This is a genomic window from Delftia sp. WSY_22, from assembly GCF_043104185.1.
GTDB classification, from domain to species: Bacteria; Pseudomonadota; Gammaproteobacteria; order Burkholderiales; family Burkholderiaceae_C; genus Comamonas; species Comamonas tsuruhatensis.
This window is the reverse complement of the sequence record NZ_JBICKN010000007.1, coordinates 101,092-115,098: the sequence shown is the minus strand read 5'-3', so window position 1 is coordinate 115,098 and position 14,007 is coordinate 101,092. Positions and strand designations below refer to the sequence as shown.

At 67.5% G+C, this 14,007-nt stretch carries 10 protein-coding genes; 6 read left to right on the top strand and 4 right to left on the bottom strand.

From position 1 onward, the window contains the following. Nucleotides 1-47 precede the first annotated feature (47 nt). The 4 genes from sbcD to ACF8NF_RS05525 all read left to right on the top strand — a co-directional run bounded on the left by sbcD (nt 48) and on the right by ACF8NF_RS05525 (nt 6,655). Nucleotides 48-1,325 carry an exonuclease subunit SbcD gene (sbcD, locus tag ACF8NF_RS05540; protein ID WP_392450224.1) on the top strand — a complete coding sequence of 426 codons (1,278 nt, stop codon included), beginning with the start codon at nt 48-50 and terminating at the stop codon, nt 1,323-1,325. After that, on the top strand, nt 1,322-4,819 hold the full coding sequence (locus tag ACF8NF_RS05535; RefSeq protein WP_392450223.1) for an AAA family ATPase: 3,498 nt from the start codon (nt 1,322-1,324) through the stop codon (nt 4,817-4,819). Before sbcD ends, ACF8NF_RS05535 begins: the two co-directional genes overlap by 4 nt. Before the next feature lie 82 nt (nt 4,820-4,901). Beyond that, nucleotides 4,902-5,840 carry a GSU2403 family nucleotidyltransferase fold protein gene (locus tag ACF8NF_RS05530; protein ID WP_026062422.1) on the top strand — a complete coding sequence of 313 codons (939 nt, stop codon included), beginning with the start codon at nt 4,902-4,904 and terminating at the stop codon, nt 5,838-5,840. Between the two features lie 206 nt (nt 5,841-6,046). Then, the gene (locus tag ACF8NF_RS05525) at nt 6,047-6,655 is read left to right on the top strand and encodes a hypothetical protein (RefSeq protein WP_392450221.1); all 609 of its coding nucleotides are present in this window, start codon (nt 6,047-6,049) and stop codon (nt 6,653-6,655) included. Between the two features lie 102 nt (nt 6,656-6,757). Here ACF8NF_RS05525 and ACF8NF_RS05520 read toward each other — a convergent pair whose 3' ends face one another. The 3 genes from ACF8NF_RS05520 to ACF8NF_RS05510 form a co-directional block, all read right to left on the bottom strand. Further along, on the bottom strand, nt 6,758-7,216 hold the full coding sequence (locus tag ACF8NF_RS05520) for an RDD family protein (RefSeq protein ID WP_392450219.1): 459 nt from the start codon (nt 7,214-7,216) through the stop codon (nt 6,758-6,760). A 99-nt stretch (nt 7,217-7,315) separates the two neighbouring features. Further along, the gene (locus tag ACF8NF_RS05515; protein WP_392450217.1) at nt 7,316-8,380 is read right to left on the bottom strand and encodes an asparaginase; all 1,065 of its coding nucleotides are present in this window, start codon (nt 8,378-8,380) and stop codon (nt 7,316-7,318) included. A 119-nt stretch (nt 8,381-8,499) separates the two neighbouring features. Next, nucleotides 8,500-9,006 carry a glutathione peroxidase gene (locus ACF8NF_RS05510; protein WP_013804566.1) on the bottom strand — a complete coding sequence of 169 codons (507 nt, stop codon included), beginning with the start codon at nt 9,004-9,006 and terminating at the stop codon, nt 8,500-8,502. A 232-nt stretch (nt 9,007-9,238) separates the two neighbouring features. On the opposite strand from ACF8NF_RS05510, the gene ACF8NF_RS05505 reads away from it, so the two are divergent. Together ACF8NF_RS05505 and ACF8NF_RS05500 are read left to right on the top strand one after the other, a co-directional pair. Next, on the top strand, nt 9,239-9,808 hold the full coding sequence (locus ACF8NF_RS05505; RefSeq protein ID WP_017405563.1) for a bacterioferritin: 570 nt from the start codon (nt 9,239-9,241) through the stop codon (nt 9,806-9,808). Nucleotides 9,809-9,970: 162 nt separating this feature from the next. Continuing rightward, nucleotides 9,971-12,496 carry a penicillin-binding protein 1A gene (locus tag ACF8NF_RS05500; protein ID WP_392450215.1) on the top strand — a complete coding sequence of 842 codons (2,526 nt, stop codon included), beginning with the start codon at nt 9,971-9,973 and terminating at the stop codon, nt 12,494-12,496. 617 nt (nt 12,497-13,113) lie between these two features. Here the strand turns inward: ACF8NF_RS05500 and ACF8NF_RS05495 are convergent. After that, entirely contained in the window at nt 13,114-13,893 is a 780-nt protein-coding gene (locus ACF8NF_RS05495) for a tyrosine-protein phosphatase (protein ID WP_016454230.1), read from the bottom strand. Between the last annotated feature and the right edge of the window lie 114 nt (nt 13,894-14,007).

The following is a 14,007-nucleotide window of genomic DNA, read 5'->3' as shown; positions in this document are numbered from 1 at the left end:
CCCGCCAGAGCCGGCGGACATTGGACCGATACCGCGATACCGAAACCATGCGCCTTCTTCACACTTCCGACTGGCATCTGGGCCAGCACTTCATGGGCAAGAGCCGCCAGGCAGAGCACGCTGCGCTCATCGACTGGCTGCTGGAGCAGGTCGATGCCCAGGCGGTGGATGCCGTGCTCATCGCGGGCGATATCTTCGACACCGGCGCGCCGCCCAGCTATGCGCGCGAGCTGTACAGCCAGCTCGTGGTGCGCCTGCACGCGGCGGGCGTGGCCCTGCTGCTGCTGGGCGGCAACCATGACTCCGTGGCCACGCTGGCGGAGAACCGCGAGCTGCTGGCCTGCCTGGACACCACCGTGGTTGCCGCCGTGGGCGAGACGGCCAGCCACGTGGTGGAGTTGCCGCTGCGGCGCCGGCCGGGCCAGCCTGCCATGCCTGGCTGCATCGTCTGCGCCCTGCCCTTCATGCGCCCGCGCGACGTGATGCTGAGCCAGGCGGGCCAAAGCGCCGAGCAAAAACAGCAGGCGCTGCAGGCCGCCATCGAGGCCTGCTACCGCAACGTGCACGACGCCGCCATTGCTCGCCGTGATGCGCTGGCCGCCACACGCGGCGAGCGCCTGCCCATCGTCGCCACGGGCCACCTCACCACCGTGGGCGCCAGCAGCAGCGAGTCCGTGCGCGAAATCTATGTGGGCTCGCTGGACGCCTTCCCCACCTCGGCCTTTCCGCCCGCCGACTACGTGGCCCTGGGCCACATCCACCAGCCGCAGAAAGTGGGCGGCCTGGAGCACATCCGCTACAGCGGCTCGCCCATTGCGCTGAGCTTTGACGAGGCCCGCCAGTCCAAGCAGATGCTGCTGGTGGACCTGGGCCCCGAAGGGCTGCAGGCCGTCACGCCGCTGCCCGTTCCCTGCTTTCAGCCCATGGCCTCGGTGGCAGGCAGCCTGACCGCCTTGCCGGATCTGATGCGCGCCACCGCCCAGGCCGGCAGCCCTGCACGGCCCGTGTGGTTGGAGGTGGTGGTGGAGCAGGACGACTACCTGCTCCAGCTCACCGACCGCGTGCAGGCCTTGGCCGACGAGCTGCCCGTGGAACTGCTGCGCGTGCGGCGCCAGCGCGGCCGGGCGGTGGCCGGCATGGCCGCCGCCGCTGGCGAGTCGCTGCACGAGATCAGCCCCGCCGACGTCTTCGAGCGCCGCCTGGCGCTGGAAACACTGGAGCCTGGCCTGGCCCAGGCCCTCACCCGGCGCTACCAGGAGGTGGTGGCCGGGCTTGATGCGCCCCACCCAGGCGCCGGCGAACACGGCGAGGAGGCCCGCGCATGAAGATCCTTACGCTGCGGCTCAAGAACCTCAACTCGCTCAAGGGCGAATGGCGCATCGACTTCACGCAGGCACCGTTCGCGGGCAACGGCCTGTTCGCCATCACCGGGGCCACGGGCGCGGGCAAGTCCACCCTGCTCGATGCCATCTGCCTGGCGCTGTACCACGAGACACCGCGCCTGAAGACCATCTCGGCATCCGCCAACGACCTCATGACGCGCCACACGGCCGACTGTCTGGCCGAGGTCGAATTCGAGGTCAAGGGACAGGTCTACCGCGCCTTCTGGAGCCAGCGCCGCGCACGCGACAGGGTGGATGGCGCGCTGCAGGCGCCCAAGGTGGAACTGGCCCGGGGCGACGGCAGCATCCTCAGCAGCCAGACGCGCGACAAGCTCGAGCAGACCGCCGCCATCACCGGGCTGGACTTTCAGCGTTTCACCAAATCCATGCTGCTGGCCCAGGGCGGCTTTGCGGCCTTTCTCGAAGCCAATGCCAACGACCGCGCAGCCCTGCTCGAGGAGCTGACCGGCACGGAAATCTACGGCCTGATCTCGCAGAAAGTCTTCGAACGCGCCCGCGACGCCCGCCAGCGCCTGGACCAGCTCAAGGCCCAGGCCGATGGCGTGGAGCTGCTGACACCCGAAGCGCGCGATGCCCTGCAGGCCCAGGCCGACAGCTTGGTGACGGAGCAGGCCACGCTGCAGGCCGACTACCTGCGCACCCAGGCCCAGCACCAATGGCATCAGCAACTGGCCCAGGCCACCCAGACACTGCAGGCTGCCCGCACCGGCTGCGCAGACGCCGCACAGGCACTGGAGCAGGCCGCGCCAGAACTGGAAAGCCTGGCCCATGACGATCCCGCGCAGGCGCTGCAGCCGCTGCACCAGGCCTGGCAGCGCAGCACTGCCGCCTGCGATGACAGCCGCCAGCAACTGCAGCACCTGCGCGAGCACGAACAGCAGACCCAGGCCCGCCTGCTGCTGCAGCACCGCCATGCCCAGGCCCTGTCCGCCCGCCTGGCCCAGGCTGCGCAAGACACCCTGGCCCGCCAGCAGGCCGAGCACCAAACGCTGGAACAGTTCTGCACCCACCATGCAGCCCATGCCCTGCTGGGCGAGCGCCTGGGCAGCTGGCGCCAGCAGTTCAAACTGCGCGCCAGCCAGCAACAGCAGGCGGCCCACCAGCAGCAGGCCCTGCGCAAGCTGGATGCCGAACAGGCCCGCATGGCGCAAAGCGTCGAAGCCGGCGCGGCCCAGGTCCAAGCCGCCACCGATGCCCAGGCCCGCGCCAGCGCCGCACTCCAGCACGCGCAGGACGAACAGGCGCAGCGCCTTCAAGGCAGCGGCGGCATGGCCGAGCTGCGCGCGCGCGAGCAGGCAGAGCAGGACCGCCTGCACCTGTGGCGCCAGGCAGAAACCCAGGCCGCGCAGCGCCGCGAACTTGCGCGCCAGCAAGCTGCGCTGGAGCAGGAATTGCGCGATGGAGAGGCACAGGCGCGGGCGCAGGACACATCGCTGCAAGCCCTGCGGCAGCAGTACAAGAGCGTCAAGGAACAGGTCGCGGACAAGCAGACCCTGCTCCTGCAGGAGCAGCGCATCCAAAGCCTGTCCGAGCACCGCCACGCCCTGCAGCCCGGCCAGCCCTGCCCGCTGTGCGGCGCGCAAGAGCACCCGGCCGTGGCCGCCTACGAAGCGCTGGACGCCTCGGCCACCGAAGCCGCGCTGCGCCGCAAGCAGGAGGAACTCGACGCCCTGCAAACCCAGGGCGAAACCGCCCGCGCCAAGCTGGCCGCCACCACGGCCGCGCAGGCGGCGCGCCAGCGCCAGGCCGACGAACTGGAACAGGACATCGCACGCTGGCACGACACATGGAACGACACATGGCAGGGCCTCATGCAACCCCTGCAACTCGCGCCAGACAGTTGGCAACAGGCCGACACCCTCGCCGCATCGGCCCAGGCCTGCGCCCGGCAGCTGGACACGCTCAAGCGCGCCGTGCAGGCCGCCGAGCAAGGCGAGCAGGCCGTGCAACAGGCCAAGGACGCCGCCCAGCACAGTCGCCAGACACTGCAGACCGCGCAAGGCCAGCTTGCGCTGCAGCAGCAGGCCCTGGCCGACCACAGCGCACGCCGCGAAGAACTGCAGCAATCCATCGCCGGCCTGCAGGCCGAAGCCCAGGCGCTGAACGCGCAGTTGCAGGCTTCACTCGGCGAGGCCTGCCACACCCTGCCCGACGACGCCCAGCCCTGGCTTGAAGCGCGCGAAGCCGAATGGCAGCACTGGCAGCAGGCCCGGCACGACCTGCAGCAACTGGCCCAATCGATGGCCTTGCAGCGCAAGGAATGCGAGGCGGCCGAGGCCGATGCGCAGCGCTGGAAAAAGCAGTCGGAAACACAGTGGGAGGCACAGTGCGAGGTGCAGAGAACGGCGCAGCACCATCCCGTCGATACGGCTGTGGCAGAGCCGCCTTCCCTGCCCTTGCCGCCCCTGGAACAGCTGCCGCAGGCCCTGGCCGAATGCGCCAGCGACATCGCCGCTCTCACGCGGCAGCAGGATGCCCTGCAAGGCCAGCAGCAACAGGCCCAGGCCACGCTGGCCCGCCAGCGCGAGGAAGCGGCCCAGGCCGAATCCGCATGGCAGGCCGCCCTGAGCGCCAGTCCCTTTGCTGACGAGCCCGCCTACCTGCAGGCCCTGCTGCCCGCACCCGAACGCCAGCGCATGGTCGCGCTGCGCCAGCAACTGCAGGCGGCACAACAGCGCGCGGCCACCCTGCTGGAAGCCGCGCAGCGCGAGCACGCGCAACTGCAGGCCCAGGCCCTGACCGACCTGACACCCGAAGCCATCCAGGCGCTGCTGCAAACACTGCAGGAGCGCCATACGGCACTCAGCGAACAACTGGGCGGCGTCCGCACCCAGCTGGCCGACGACCAGCGCCGCCGCCAGGGCCAGCAGGCCCTGTTCGAGCGCATTGCGGCCCAGGCCAGCGACAGCGAGCTGTGGCAGCACCTGGACGGCCTCATCGGCTCGGCCAAGGGGGACAAATACCGGCGCTTTGCCCAAGGCCTCACGCTGGACCACCTGCTGCACCTGGCCAACCTCCACCTGTCGCGCCTGCACGGCCGCTACCTGCTGCGCCGCAAGCCCGAGGGCGAGCTGGAACTGGACATCGTCGACAGCTGGCAGGGCGACACCCCGCGCGACACGCGCACGCTATCGGGCGGCGAGGCCTTCCTCGTCAGCCTGGCCCTGGCCCTGGCGCTGTCCGACCTGGTCAGCCACAAGACCTCCATCGACTCCCTGTTCCTCGACGAAGGCTTCGGCACGCTCGATGCCGACACGCTGGAGATCGCACTCACCGCGCTGGACCGGCTCAACGACAGCGGCAAGATGATCGGCATCATCAGCCACGTGGAGGCGCTCAAGGAACGCATCGCCGTGCAGGTGCGGGTGGAGAAAGGCGGTGGCGTGGGGCATTCGAGGCTGGTGGTTTCTTCGTGATCCGAAGGGTTTCAAAATCTCTTAGGCTGTTGTTTTTAAAAGAATTTCGGTATAAAAGAGAAATTCTCAAAAAAATACCGAAATGCAAGACCTCCAGCCATCAGCGGCCCGCCAGTACATAGACGCCGTATCCACCTTCGAAGCCCTGGAAGAAGCCCGGGATGAAGGGGCTCAAGTACGCGGTGGCATGTATTGGCATGCGGGTCCGGCGTCGTCTCCTCAATCCAGCTACCTGATCCGCACCACGCCTGCGGGCGCCGAAACCAGCCTCGGTCTTCGCACGCCGGAAACCGAAGCCATCTATGAACGCTTCATGCAGCGCAAACAGGAAAGCGCCGAGCGTTTGGCCGGGCTCAAGGCCGCATTGGCCCAGCACCAGCGACTGAATCGTGCGCTGCGCGTAGGCAGGGTGGACCCGCTGGTGGTGGAGCTGCTCAACCGTCTGTCGATCACCGGGCTGAGTCCGCACTTTCGCGTGGTAGGAACGCATGCGCTTTACGCGTACGAGGCAGCAGCCGGCTTGCGGCTACAGGCAGATGCCCTGGCCACGCGCGACATGGACCTGTTGTGGGATACCCGCAAGCGGCTGCAATTTGCCACGCAACTCGCCCGCGTAGACAGCTCCATGCTCGGCGTACTGAAGAAGGTGGACAGCACGTTCCGCCTGCGCAAAAGCCAGCTCTACACGGCCGTCAACAAAGACGGTTTTGAAGTGGACATCATCCGTCGCGAACGTGTGGCAGACGATCCCCACCCCATCAAACTCAGCGACGCCGAGGAAGACTTCTGGGTGGCCCAGGCCAGGCGTGCCAACGTGCTGCTGGATGCGCCACCGTTTTCAGCCGTCATCGTCGCCAGCAATGGAGCCATGGCGCGCATGCATACCGTCCACCCGGCAACCTTCGTCGCGTTCAAGCGATGGATGGCCGGCCTGCGCGAGCGAGAGGCCATCAAGCGCAGGCGGGATGTACTGCAAGCGGACGTGGTGCAAGCGCTGGTGGACGGGTACTTGCCTCTATGAGTGCTTTCGGATACGTCTGAGACCTGTGCAATTTGTGAGCAGGCAGGCCTGGGTTCAACGCACATATGGGAAGTCATTGCGTGCCACTGCTTTGCTCTGCTCTGCAGCTCAATACAGAACTGTCACCAAACTGCCTCCCAACGCCTGCACCATCCTGCGGGCACGGCCTGCGTGGCCGCCGTTCACTCCTTTTCAAGGACCGTTCCATGCAAGTGCGCTTTCCCAATCCCTTCGGCCTGGCCCTGCCCGACGCCCAGGCGGTGCGCGAATACCAGGCCGCGCAAGGCTTCTCCGACGCCTACGCGCAGTTCCTGATCACGCAGAACGGCCTGGACTTCGACCGGCTCGAAGCGGCGCCCGACCGCGAGGACTACCTGCAGGCCGACGACGAGACCGGCGACAACCACGCCTGGCTGCGCACCCTGCACCACTTCCGCGCAGGCTCGGAGCACTGCGACGTGGAGGACCACCAGCGCGAGAACCTGTTTGCCGCGCACTTCATGGTCATTGGCCATGACCCCGGCGGCAACCCCTTCGTGGAAGTGCTGCACGGCGCCTTCAAGGGCCGCATCGGCAGCCTGGACCATGAGCTGTTTGCGGGCTGCGAGGACCTGGAGCAGTTCCTCGAAGAAATGGAACTGAGCGGCTTTGCCGGAGCCAGCGTGGACGAGCAGACCGACATGCTTTGCGACGAAGACCAGGGCCTGATCTGGTTCCATGCCAGCAGCATGGACAGCTTCGTGCAGCAATGCGTGTTCTGCGACGAGGACGGCTCGGGCTTCGTGGTGGACGAGCCGGGGTTGGAAGAGGATTGAGCCACGGGGCGGGCCTTGCCCGCAGCCTGGCAGACAGCCAGAAGGCGTTGAAGCAGGCCGAGGCACAAACGGCCAGCGCGCTGGAGCAGTGCGATATGGATATCAGCGGAACTTCACCGGCTGCACGCCCCGGTGCTTGGGCCTGACCACCACGGTGCCCGCAATCTTGTCGTGCCAGCCTTGCTTGCGCGGGTCAAAGGCCACCCAGATCAGCCCCAGGCACAGCGGAATGATGGACACGAAATAGGCCAGGTAGCGAATGACGGCCTGCCGTGTGCTCATGTCCGCGCCGGTCTGCGCGTCCACGATCCTGGCGGAGATGATCATCTTGCCCGGCGTCGCCTGTTTCTTGATCCAGAAGATGACGACGGCAATGGCAGGCAGCACCCAGGAGATGACGAAATCGGCCGGGCCGTGCAGCAGTTTTTCGGATTCCAGGTATTCCCAGCCATAGATGGAGATCAGGGCCGGCAGCATGAGCACGAGCAGGATCACGGTGTCGATCAGCGCGGCGCCGGTACGGGCCCAGAAGCCCACGTATTCGAGATCGTCATCCTGCATGGTGCGCCCTGGTTGGCATATGAGGCTGCCAGTGTGCCACCTCGGTGCCCGCCAGAAATGCCGCGCAAGGCCAGAGCCTGCGCGGCGGGTTGCGGCGGCCTATCGGTCGAATACCGCCTGCAGGTCCTTCTGCCCCGTCACGCCGGACTGCAGCGCCAGCATCAGCAGGATCCGCGCCTTGGGCGCGCGCAGATCGTCGGCCATGACGGCGCCGGCCTCGAACGAGGTCTTGCCGCCGCCCTCGAAGCCGTAGCTGGGCATGACGCGGCCGTTGTGCACGCGCGTGCTGACGACCACGGGCACGTTCTTGCCGATGGCGTACTTGGCGGCATCGAGCATGGCGACGTTCATGTTGCCCATGCCCAGGGCGTCGATGACGATGCCCTTGACGCCACGGTCCACCGCCTGGCGCACGGCCTGGCCGTTGGCGCCGCCGTACATGGGGAAGATTTCCACCTCGGGCATGGTCTGCGCCTGGATGGGCAGGTGCTGGCGGCGCGCGGGGGCGGAGGCGAAGCTGACGCGGTCCGGGTAGACCTCGCCCAGGAAGCCGAATTCACCCGAGCGGAAGGTCTCCACGTTGGCCGTGTGTGTCTTGGTAACGTAGCGCGCGGCGTTGATCTGGTTGTTCATGGCCAGCATGGCGCCCTTGTCGCGCGCCTTGGGGTCCACGGCGATGCGCACGGCGTTGAGCAGGTTGCGCGGGCCGTCGAAGTCGGACACCGAGGCATTGCGCTGCGCGCCGATGAGCACGACGGGCTTGGACGACTGCACGGTCAGGTCCAGCCAGAAGGCGGTTTCCTCCAGCGTGTCCGTGCCGTGCGAGACGATGGCGCCGGCCACCTCAGGGCGGGCCAGCGCGGCCTGTACGGCTTGGGAAAGCTGCACCCAGCGGCCCGGGTCCATGTAGTCGGAGGGCACGTTGGACAGGTTGTTGACCTGGATTCGCGCGTACTTGCCCACGTCGGGCACGGTGGCCAGCAGGTCGTCGCCCGAGATCGCGGGCACGGGCGCGTTCTTGACCGGGTCGATCTTCATGGCAATGGTGCCGCCCGTGGCGATGAACTGGACCACGGGCTTGTCCTGGGCGGCGGCGCTGGTAGCAATCATGGGCAGGGTGCAGGCAGTGAGCAGGGCGAGGGCGGTGCGGCGGAAGGCTTTCACGGGTGTTGTCTCCTTGTTGTGATGTCAAGGAGCATGCTAACCATGGCGTGCGGCCAGCCCGCGCTGCCGGCCCTGCGTGAAACCCTGATGGACAGGCGCGGTCAGCGCGCATCAGCGCATCAAAGCGCCAGCGCGGCCTCGATGTCCGTGGACAGCTTGGCCGGCGCATCCTGCGGCGCATAGCGGCGGATGACCTGGCCGTCGCGGCCAACGAGGAATTTGGTGAAGTTCCACTTGATGGCCTTGGTGCCCAGCACGCCCGGCGCCTCGGCCGTGAGCCAGCGGTACAGCGGGTGGGCGTTGGCGCCGTTGACGTCGATCTTGCCCATGAGCGGGAAGCGCACGCCAAAGTTCAGGTCGCAGAAACTGGCGATTTCCGATTCGCTGCCCTTTTCCTGGGAACCGAACTGGTTGCACGGAAAGCCCAGCACCACCAGGCCGCGCTCGCCGTACTGCTCATGCAGCGCCTGCAGTCCCGCGTACTGCGGCGTGAAGCCGCAGGCGCTGGCGGTGTTGACGATGAGCAGCACCTTGCCACGGTAGTCCGACAGGGGAACGGCCTGGCCCGTGATGGAGGTGGCCTCGAAGTCGTAGGCCGAGCGGGGCGCGGCGGCGGTGTCATTCATGCGGTGCTCCTGAAGTGGAGCATCCATGGTAGCGCCGGGACACCCGGGGGCGCGCTGGCCGGGCATGGGGATGCGGACTTGTCTCACAGACAGCAGGCGGCCAAAAACTTACCTTGGAAGGCAACAGGCGGGCACAGCGGCCCGCCTGGTCCCGTTTCGCTGGCAGGTGTTTACAAGCCGCATAGGCGCATGCCTGCCGTAGTTTCCGTCCCACGATGAAGAGACCACCTGTATGAACGCCAACAGCACCCCCACGAAGCAAGCCAAATCCAACCCCGGCAACGGCCACCTGGCGCTGGACCCCAAGGCCCTGGAGGCTGCCAAGCGCAGCCTGGACGATGGCGCCGTGACCCCGCATTTCGGGCCCTGGCGCGAGGACATCATCAAGCTGCTCAATGACTCGCTGGCCACCGAGCTGGTGTGCGTGATGCGCTACAAGCGCCATCACTTCACCGCCGTGGGCCTGGCCTCGCCGGCCATCGCCGACGAGTTCCTGGTCCATGCCAACGAGGAAATGGCCCACGCCGACAAGCTGGCCCAGCGCATCGTGCAGCTGGGCGGCGAGCCCGACTTCAACCCCCAGACGCTGACCCAGCGCAGCCATGCCGACTACAACGGCGAGACGGACCTGAAGGCCATGATCCGCACCAACCTGATCGCCGAGCGCGTGGCCATCGAGGCCTACAGCCAGATGATCGACCTGATCGGCGACAAGGACCCCACCACGCGCCGGCTGATCGAATCCATCCTGGAGCAGGAGCAGGAGCATGCGGACGAGCTGTCCGACTGGCTGGAGAAATAAGCACTTCCCGCCAGTACACGCCAGCCCGACAATACCGGGGCTTGGCCCATAGGCAAGGCACCCCGCGCGAGCGGGGTGCCGCTTTTTTGGGCATTCTCTAGCCTTCGCGGATGGTCCCGCCCTATCGGCCCTGATGTCCTGTCATCAGGGCCGTCTTGCAATATGCGCTTTTCTTTCAATGACTTGAAGCTGCCCGACGCTGTACTCGCAGCCTGGCAAAGGCTGCTGGCCAGCCGCATCGGCCAGCGCGTGGCGGCCCTGCCCTGGTGGCACCGCTGGCCCACCCGGCGCGAATGGCTGCTGTTCGCCGCTGCGCTGCCGCTGCTGTTCGCGCTGTATGTGCTGGCCCTGATCCCGTTCACGCCCGGCATCCGCGACATACGCAAGGCCAAGCTGGAGCAGCCAGCCCAGATCATGAGCGCGGATGGCAAGCAGCTCGCGCAGTTCAAGCGCAGCAACCGGCAGTGGGTGAAGCTCGACGAGATGTCGCCCTCGGTGATCAAGGCGCTGATTGCCACCGAGGACCACCGCTTCTACGAACACCACGGCATGGACTGGCGCCGCACGCTGGGCTCGGTGGTGCACACGCTGCGCGGCGATCCGCAGGGCGGCTCCACCCTCACCCAGCAGCTCGCACGCAACCTGTACCCGACCGAAATCGGCCGCGCGCCCACGCTCAACCGCAAGCTCAAGGAGGCGATCACGGCCTTCAAGATCGAGGCGCTCTACACCAAGGACGAGATCCTCGAGACCTATCTGAACACCGTGCCCTTCCTCTACAACGCCTTCGGCATAGAGATGGCGGCGCGCACCTATTTCGACAAGCCGGCCGCGCGGCTGACGGTGCTGGAAAGCGCCACGCTGGTGGGCATGCTCAAGGGCACGAGCTACTACAACCCCGTGCTCAACCCCGACCGCGCGCTGTACCGCCGCAACACGGTGCTGTCGCAAATGGTCAAGCGCGGCGTGCTGCAGGAGGCCGAGTTTGCCCAGCTCAAGAAGCGTCCCATGCGCATCAACTTCGAGCGCCAGGAAGAGCCCCTGGGCATGGCGCCGCACTTCGCGCAGCATCTGCGCAAGTGGCTGATCGACTGGGCCGACCGCAACGACTACAACATCTACACCGACGGCCTGGTGGTGCACACCACCATCGACTCGCGCATGCAGAACTGGGCCAACCAGGCCGTGGCGCGCCAGACGCGCACGCTGCAGGGCGTGGCCAATGGCGCCTGGAGCCAGCGCGACGGCTGGAACGCCTCCAACCCGCTGGTACAGCAACTCGTGCGAGAGACCCCCGCCTGGCGTGCCGCGCGCAAACGCGCGGACAGCCAAGGCAAGGACAAGGCAACGGACAAGGACAGCGAGGAAGACACCCTCAAGGCCCTGCTGGCCGACAAGGCCTTCATGAAGCAGCTGCGCGAGGACAAGACCCGCGTGCAGGCAGGCTTCGTGGCGCTGAACCCGGCCACCTCCGAAGTGCTGGCATGGGTAGGCAGCCGCGACTTCACGCAGGACGCCTACGACCACGTGCAGCAGGCACGGCGCCAGCCCGGCTCCACCTTCAAGCCCTTTGTCTATGGCGCCGCGCTGCAGCAGGGCGCCACCCCCGACGACAAGCGCGTGGACAGCCCCGTGGAAATCCAGCTGGCCGGCGGCGAAGTCTGGCGCCCCACCGACGCCACGCCCCCCACGGGCCGCGAGATGACGCTGCGCGACGCCCTGGCCTACTCCAAGAACACCATCACCGCCGAAGTCATGCAGTCCGTGGGCCCCGCCCGCGTGGCACGCCTGGCGCGCGCCCTGGGCGTGCGCCAGAGCCCGCTGGACGAAGTGCCCGCCCTGGCCCTGGGCAGCAGCCCGGTGTCACTGCTGGAGATGGTCAACGCCTATGCCAGCCTGGCCCACGGTGGCCGCTGGCTGCCGCCCATGATGGTCACGCGCATCGAGGACGCCGACGGCAAGGTCATCGCCGAATTCAGCCCGCCCAAGCCCGAGCGCGCGCTGGACGAAGACCACGCCTACGCCCTGGTGGACATGCTGCGCGCCGTGGTGGACAAAGGCACGGCCGTGGCCGTGCGCCAGCGCTACGGCATCCACGCCGACGTGGCCGGCAAGACCGGCACCACCCAGGGCAATGCCGATGGCTGGTTCATCCTCATGCACCCGGAAATCGTCACCGGCGCCTGGGCCGGCTTCAACGACGCGCGCATCACCCTGCGCAGCGACCGCTGGGGCCAGGGCTCGCGCAGCGCCCTGCCCATGGTGGGAGACTTCATGTCCCGCGCCCTGCGCAGCCCCGTCATCGACGCCAAGGCCCGCTTCGAGCCACCCGAACAAAGCCACTGGTGGTCCGACATGGTCGGCCGCCTGCGCGAACGCATGCAGGGCTGGTGGCCCGACCAGCAGCCGCCCGCACAGCCCGGCCAACCCGCCACCCCGGAGCCGGCGCCGACCCCTGAACCCGCACCCGAGCCCACGGAGCCACCCGGCCCGGGCCTGTCGCCCGGCGAGGAAATCATAGAAAGCACCCCCGCCCTGCCCGCCCCCAACATCCCCCTCACCCAGGGCACGCTGGGCCCCACAGACCAGCGCGCAGTGCAGGAAGCCACCCCCGCCACGCCCGCCCTGCCCGGCGGCGAAGACGCCCCCGCAGGCACCGGCGTGGTGATCACGCCGATCCAGCCCTGACCCGGCTGGCTGTTGGCTGTTGGCTGTCGCCAGCCTCCCCCTTCTGCCCACGCCTGCGTTGGGCGGGATGCGGGGCGGCAAGCCTGCCGAAGGACAGGCTTGCTTCGTTGTCTAGCTCGCCGTGATGTTTGAGTGAAGCGCGCAGCGCGCAACGAGTTTCACGGCGCACCCCGCATCCCGCACAACGCAGGTCGCCCGCAGCGAAGCGAAGGGTCGTGGGCAGTGGGGCGCGCTTCTTTGCCTACTTTCTTATCGCGCGATAAGAAAGTAGGTCGGCCGCCGGGCCGAAACCCGGCCTCGAAAAACAACCACCCGGCAGGGACAAATCCAGCGAAAGAACCAAAGCACAAAGAGTCACCGCGAAGTCCGCGTATGACTCACATTGGCATCCACAGTCCCAAACACCGTCACCCCACTGGCACTGGACGCCTGGCTCCCCGCAACATCCCCAGGCACCCCACCCGCACAGCCAGCCAGCCCCACACTCAGGGCCACCAGCACCATCGCGGCCAGCTCACGCATGCCGTATTTCATCGCAATCTCCTTGAACTCCGGCGCAACCGACCGGCACAGCCCATGTTAGCCGCGCCACCCTGCCGCCCCGTGAGCGAAGGTAATCACCCTTCGAGGTAAAGCGCAGCCAGCCGCTCGCGTGCCGCACTGTCGATGCCCAGCGCATCCCGCAGATACCCTTCCATCCCCCCGAAGTCGGCCCGCACCATGTCGGTGGCGGCCGCAAGGTAGGAGGCCTGCACGCGCCACAGCACATCCATCACTTCGGCCGGCATGGGGGCGAAGGTGGTGGCGGGCCGCTGGTAGAGCTGGTTGGTCAGCAGGTAGTCCTGCATCACGGTGTCCTCGTCCACGCCCAGCGCGGTGAGCAGCAAGGCGGCAGCCCAGCCCGTGCGGTCCTTGCCGGCCGTGCAGTGGAAGACCAGCGGATCCTGGCTTTCCAGCAACAGCTGGAACAACTGTGCAAAGCGCGGTGCGTAGGCGTGCACGAAGCTGCGGTAGGTGTCCTGCATCAGCTCCTCGGCATGGGCGGCCGTGAGGTCGTTGCCTGCGGCAATCAGGGCACTGGCGCGCTGCACCACGGTGGGCTCGACGATGAGCGCATGGCGGGCAATGCCCGGCCATTCGTAGGCCAGGTGGGCGCTTTCCATCTTGCCCCGGAAGTCCGCGCTGCGCGCGAGCTTCAGGCCCTGCAGCACGTCCAGGTCCGCTGCGCTGAGGCCGGCCAGGTGGTCGGCACGGAACAGCGTGCGCCAGCGCACGCGCCGGCCATCCAGGCCCGCGTAGCCACCGAGGTCTCGGAAGTTGGAGGCGCCGTCCAGGCGGATGGAGCGCGAGGGCGCCGGGGAGGAAGCAGCGGCGGCAGCCGCTGCCGGGGTGAGCATTTCGGTATCCATGCCCGCTAGATTAGCCCAAGCATGTGTTGCCCCCATGTCAGGCCGGCGACCCGCTGGTGTAGAGCTCAAACACTGCCCTCAAAACTGGCGCGCCCCAAAGCC

Excerpts from the sequence above, each read along its gene's own strand:
- ACF8NF_RS05505 (WP_017405563.1), top strand. The coding sequence starts at position 9,239 with ATGAACGCCAACAGCACCCCCACGAAGCAAGCCAAATCCAACCCCGGC.
- ACF8NF_RS05520 (WP_392450219.1), bottom strand. The coding sequence starts at position 7,216 with ATGCAGGATGACGATCTCGAATACGTGGGCTTCTGGGCCCGTACCGGC.
- ACF8NF_RS05525 (WP_392450221.1), top strand. The coding sequence starts at position 6,047 with ATGCAAGTGCGCTTTCCCAATCCCTTCGGCCTGGCCCTGCCCGACGCC.
- sbcD (WP_392450224.1), top strand. The coding sequence starts at position 48 with ATGCGCCTTCTTCACACTTCCGACTGGCATCTGGGCCAGCACTTCATG.
- ACF8NF_RS05495 (WP_016454230.1), bottom strand. The coding sequence starts at position 13,893 with ATGCTCACCCCGGCAGCGGCTGCCGCCGCTGCTTCCTCCCCGGCGCCC.
- ACF8NF_RS05510 (WP_013804566.1), bottom strand. The coding sequence starts at position 9,006 with ATGAATGACACCGCCGCCGCGCCCCGCTCGGCCTACGACTTCGAGGCC.
- ACF8NF_RS05500 (WP_392450215.1), top strand. The coding sequence starts at position 9,971 with ATGCGCTTTTCTTTCAATGACTTGAAGCTGCCCGACGCTGTACTCGCA.
- ACF8NF_RS05535 (WP_392450223.1), top strand. The coding sequence starts at position 1,322 with ATGAAGATCCTTACGCTGCGGCTCAAGAACCTCAACTCGCTCAAGGGC.
- ACF8NF_RS05530 (WP_026062422.1), top strand. The coding sequence starts at position 4,902 with ATGCAAGACCTCCAGCCATCAGCGGCCCGCCAGTACATAGACGCCGTA.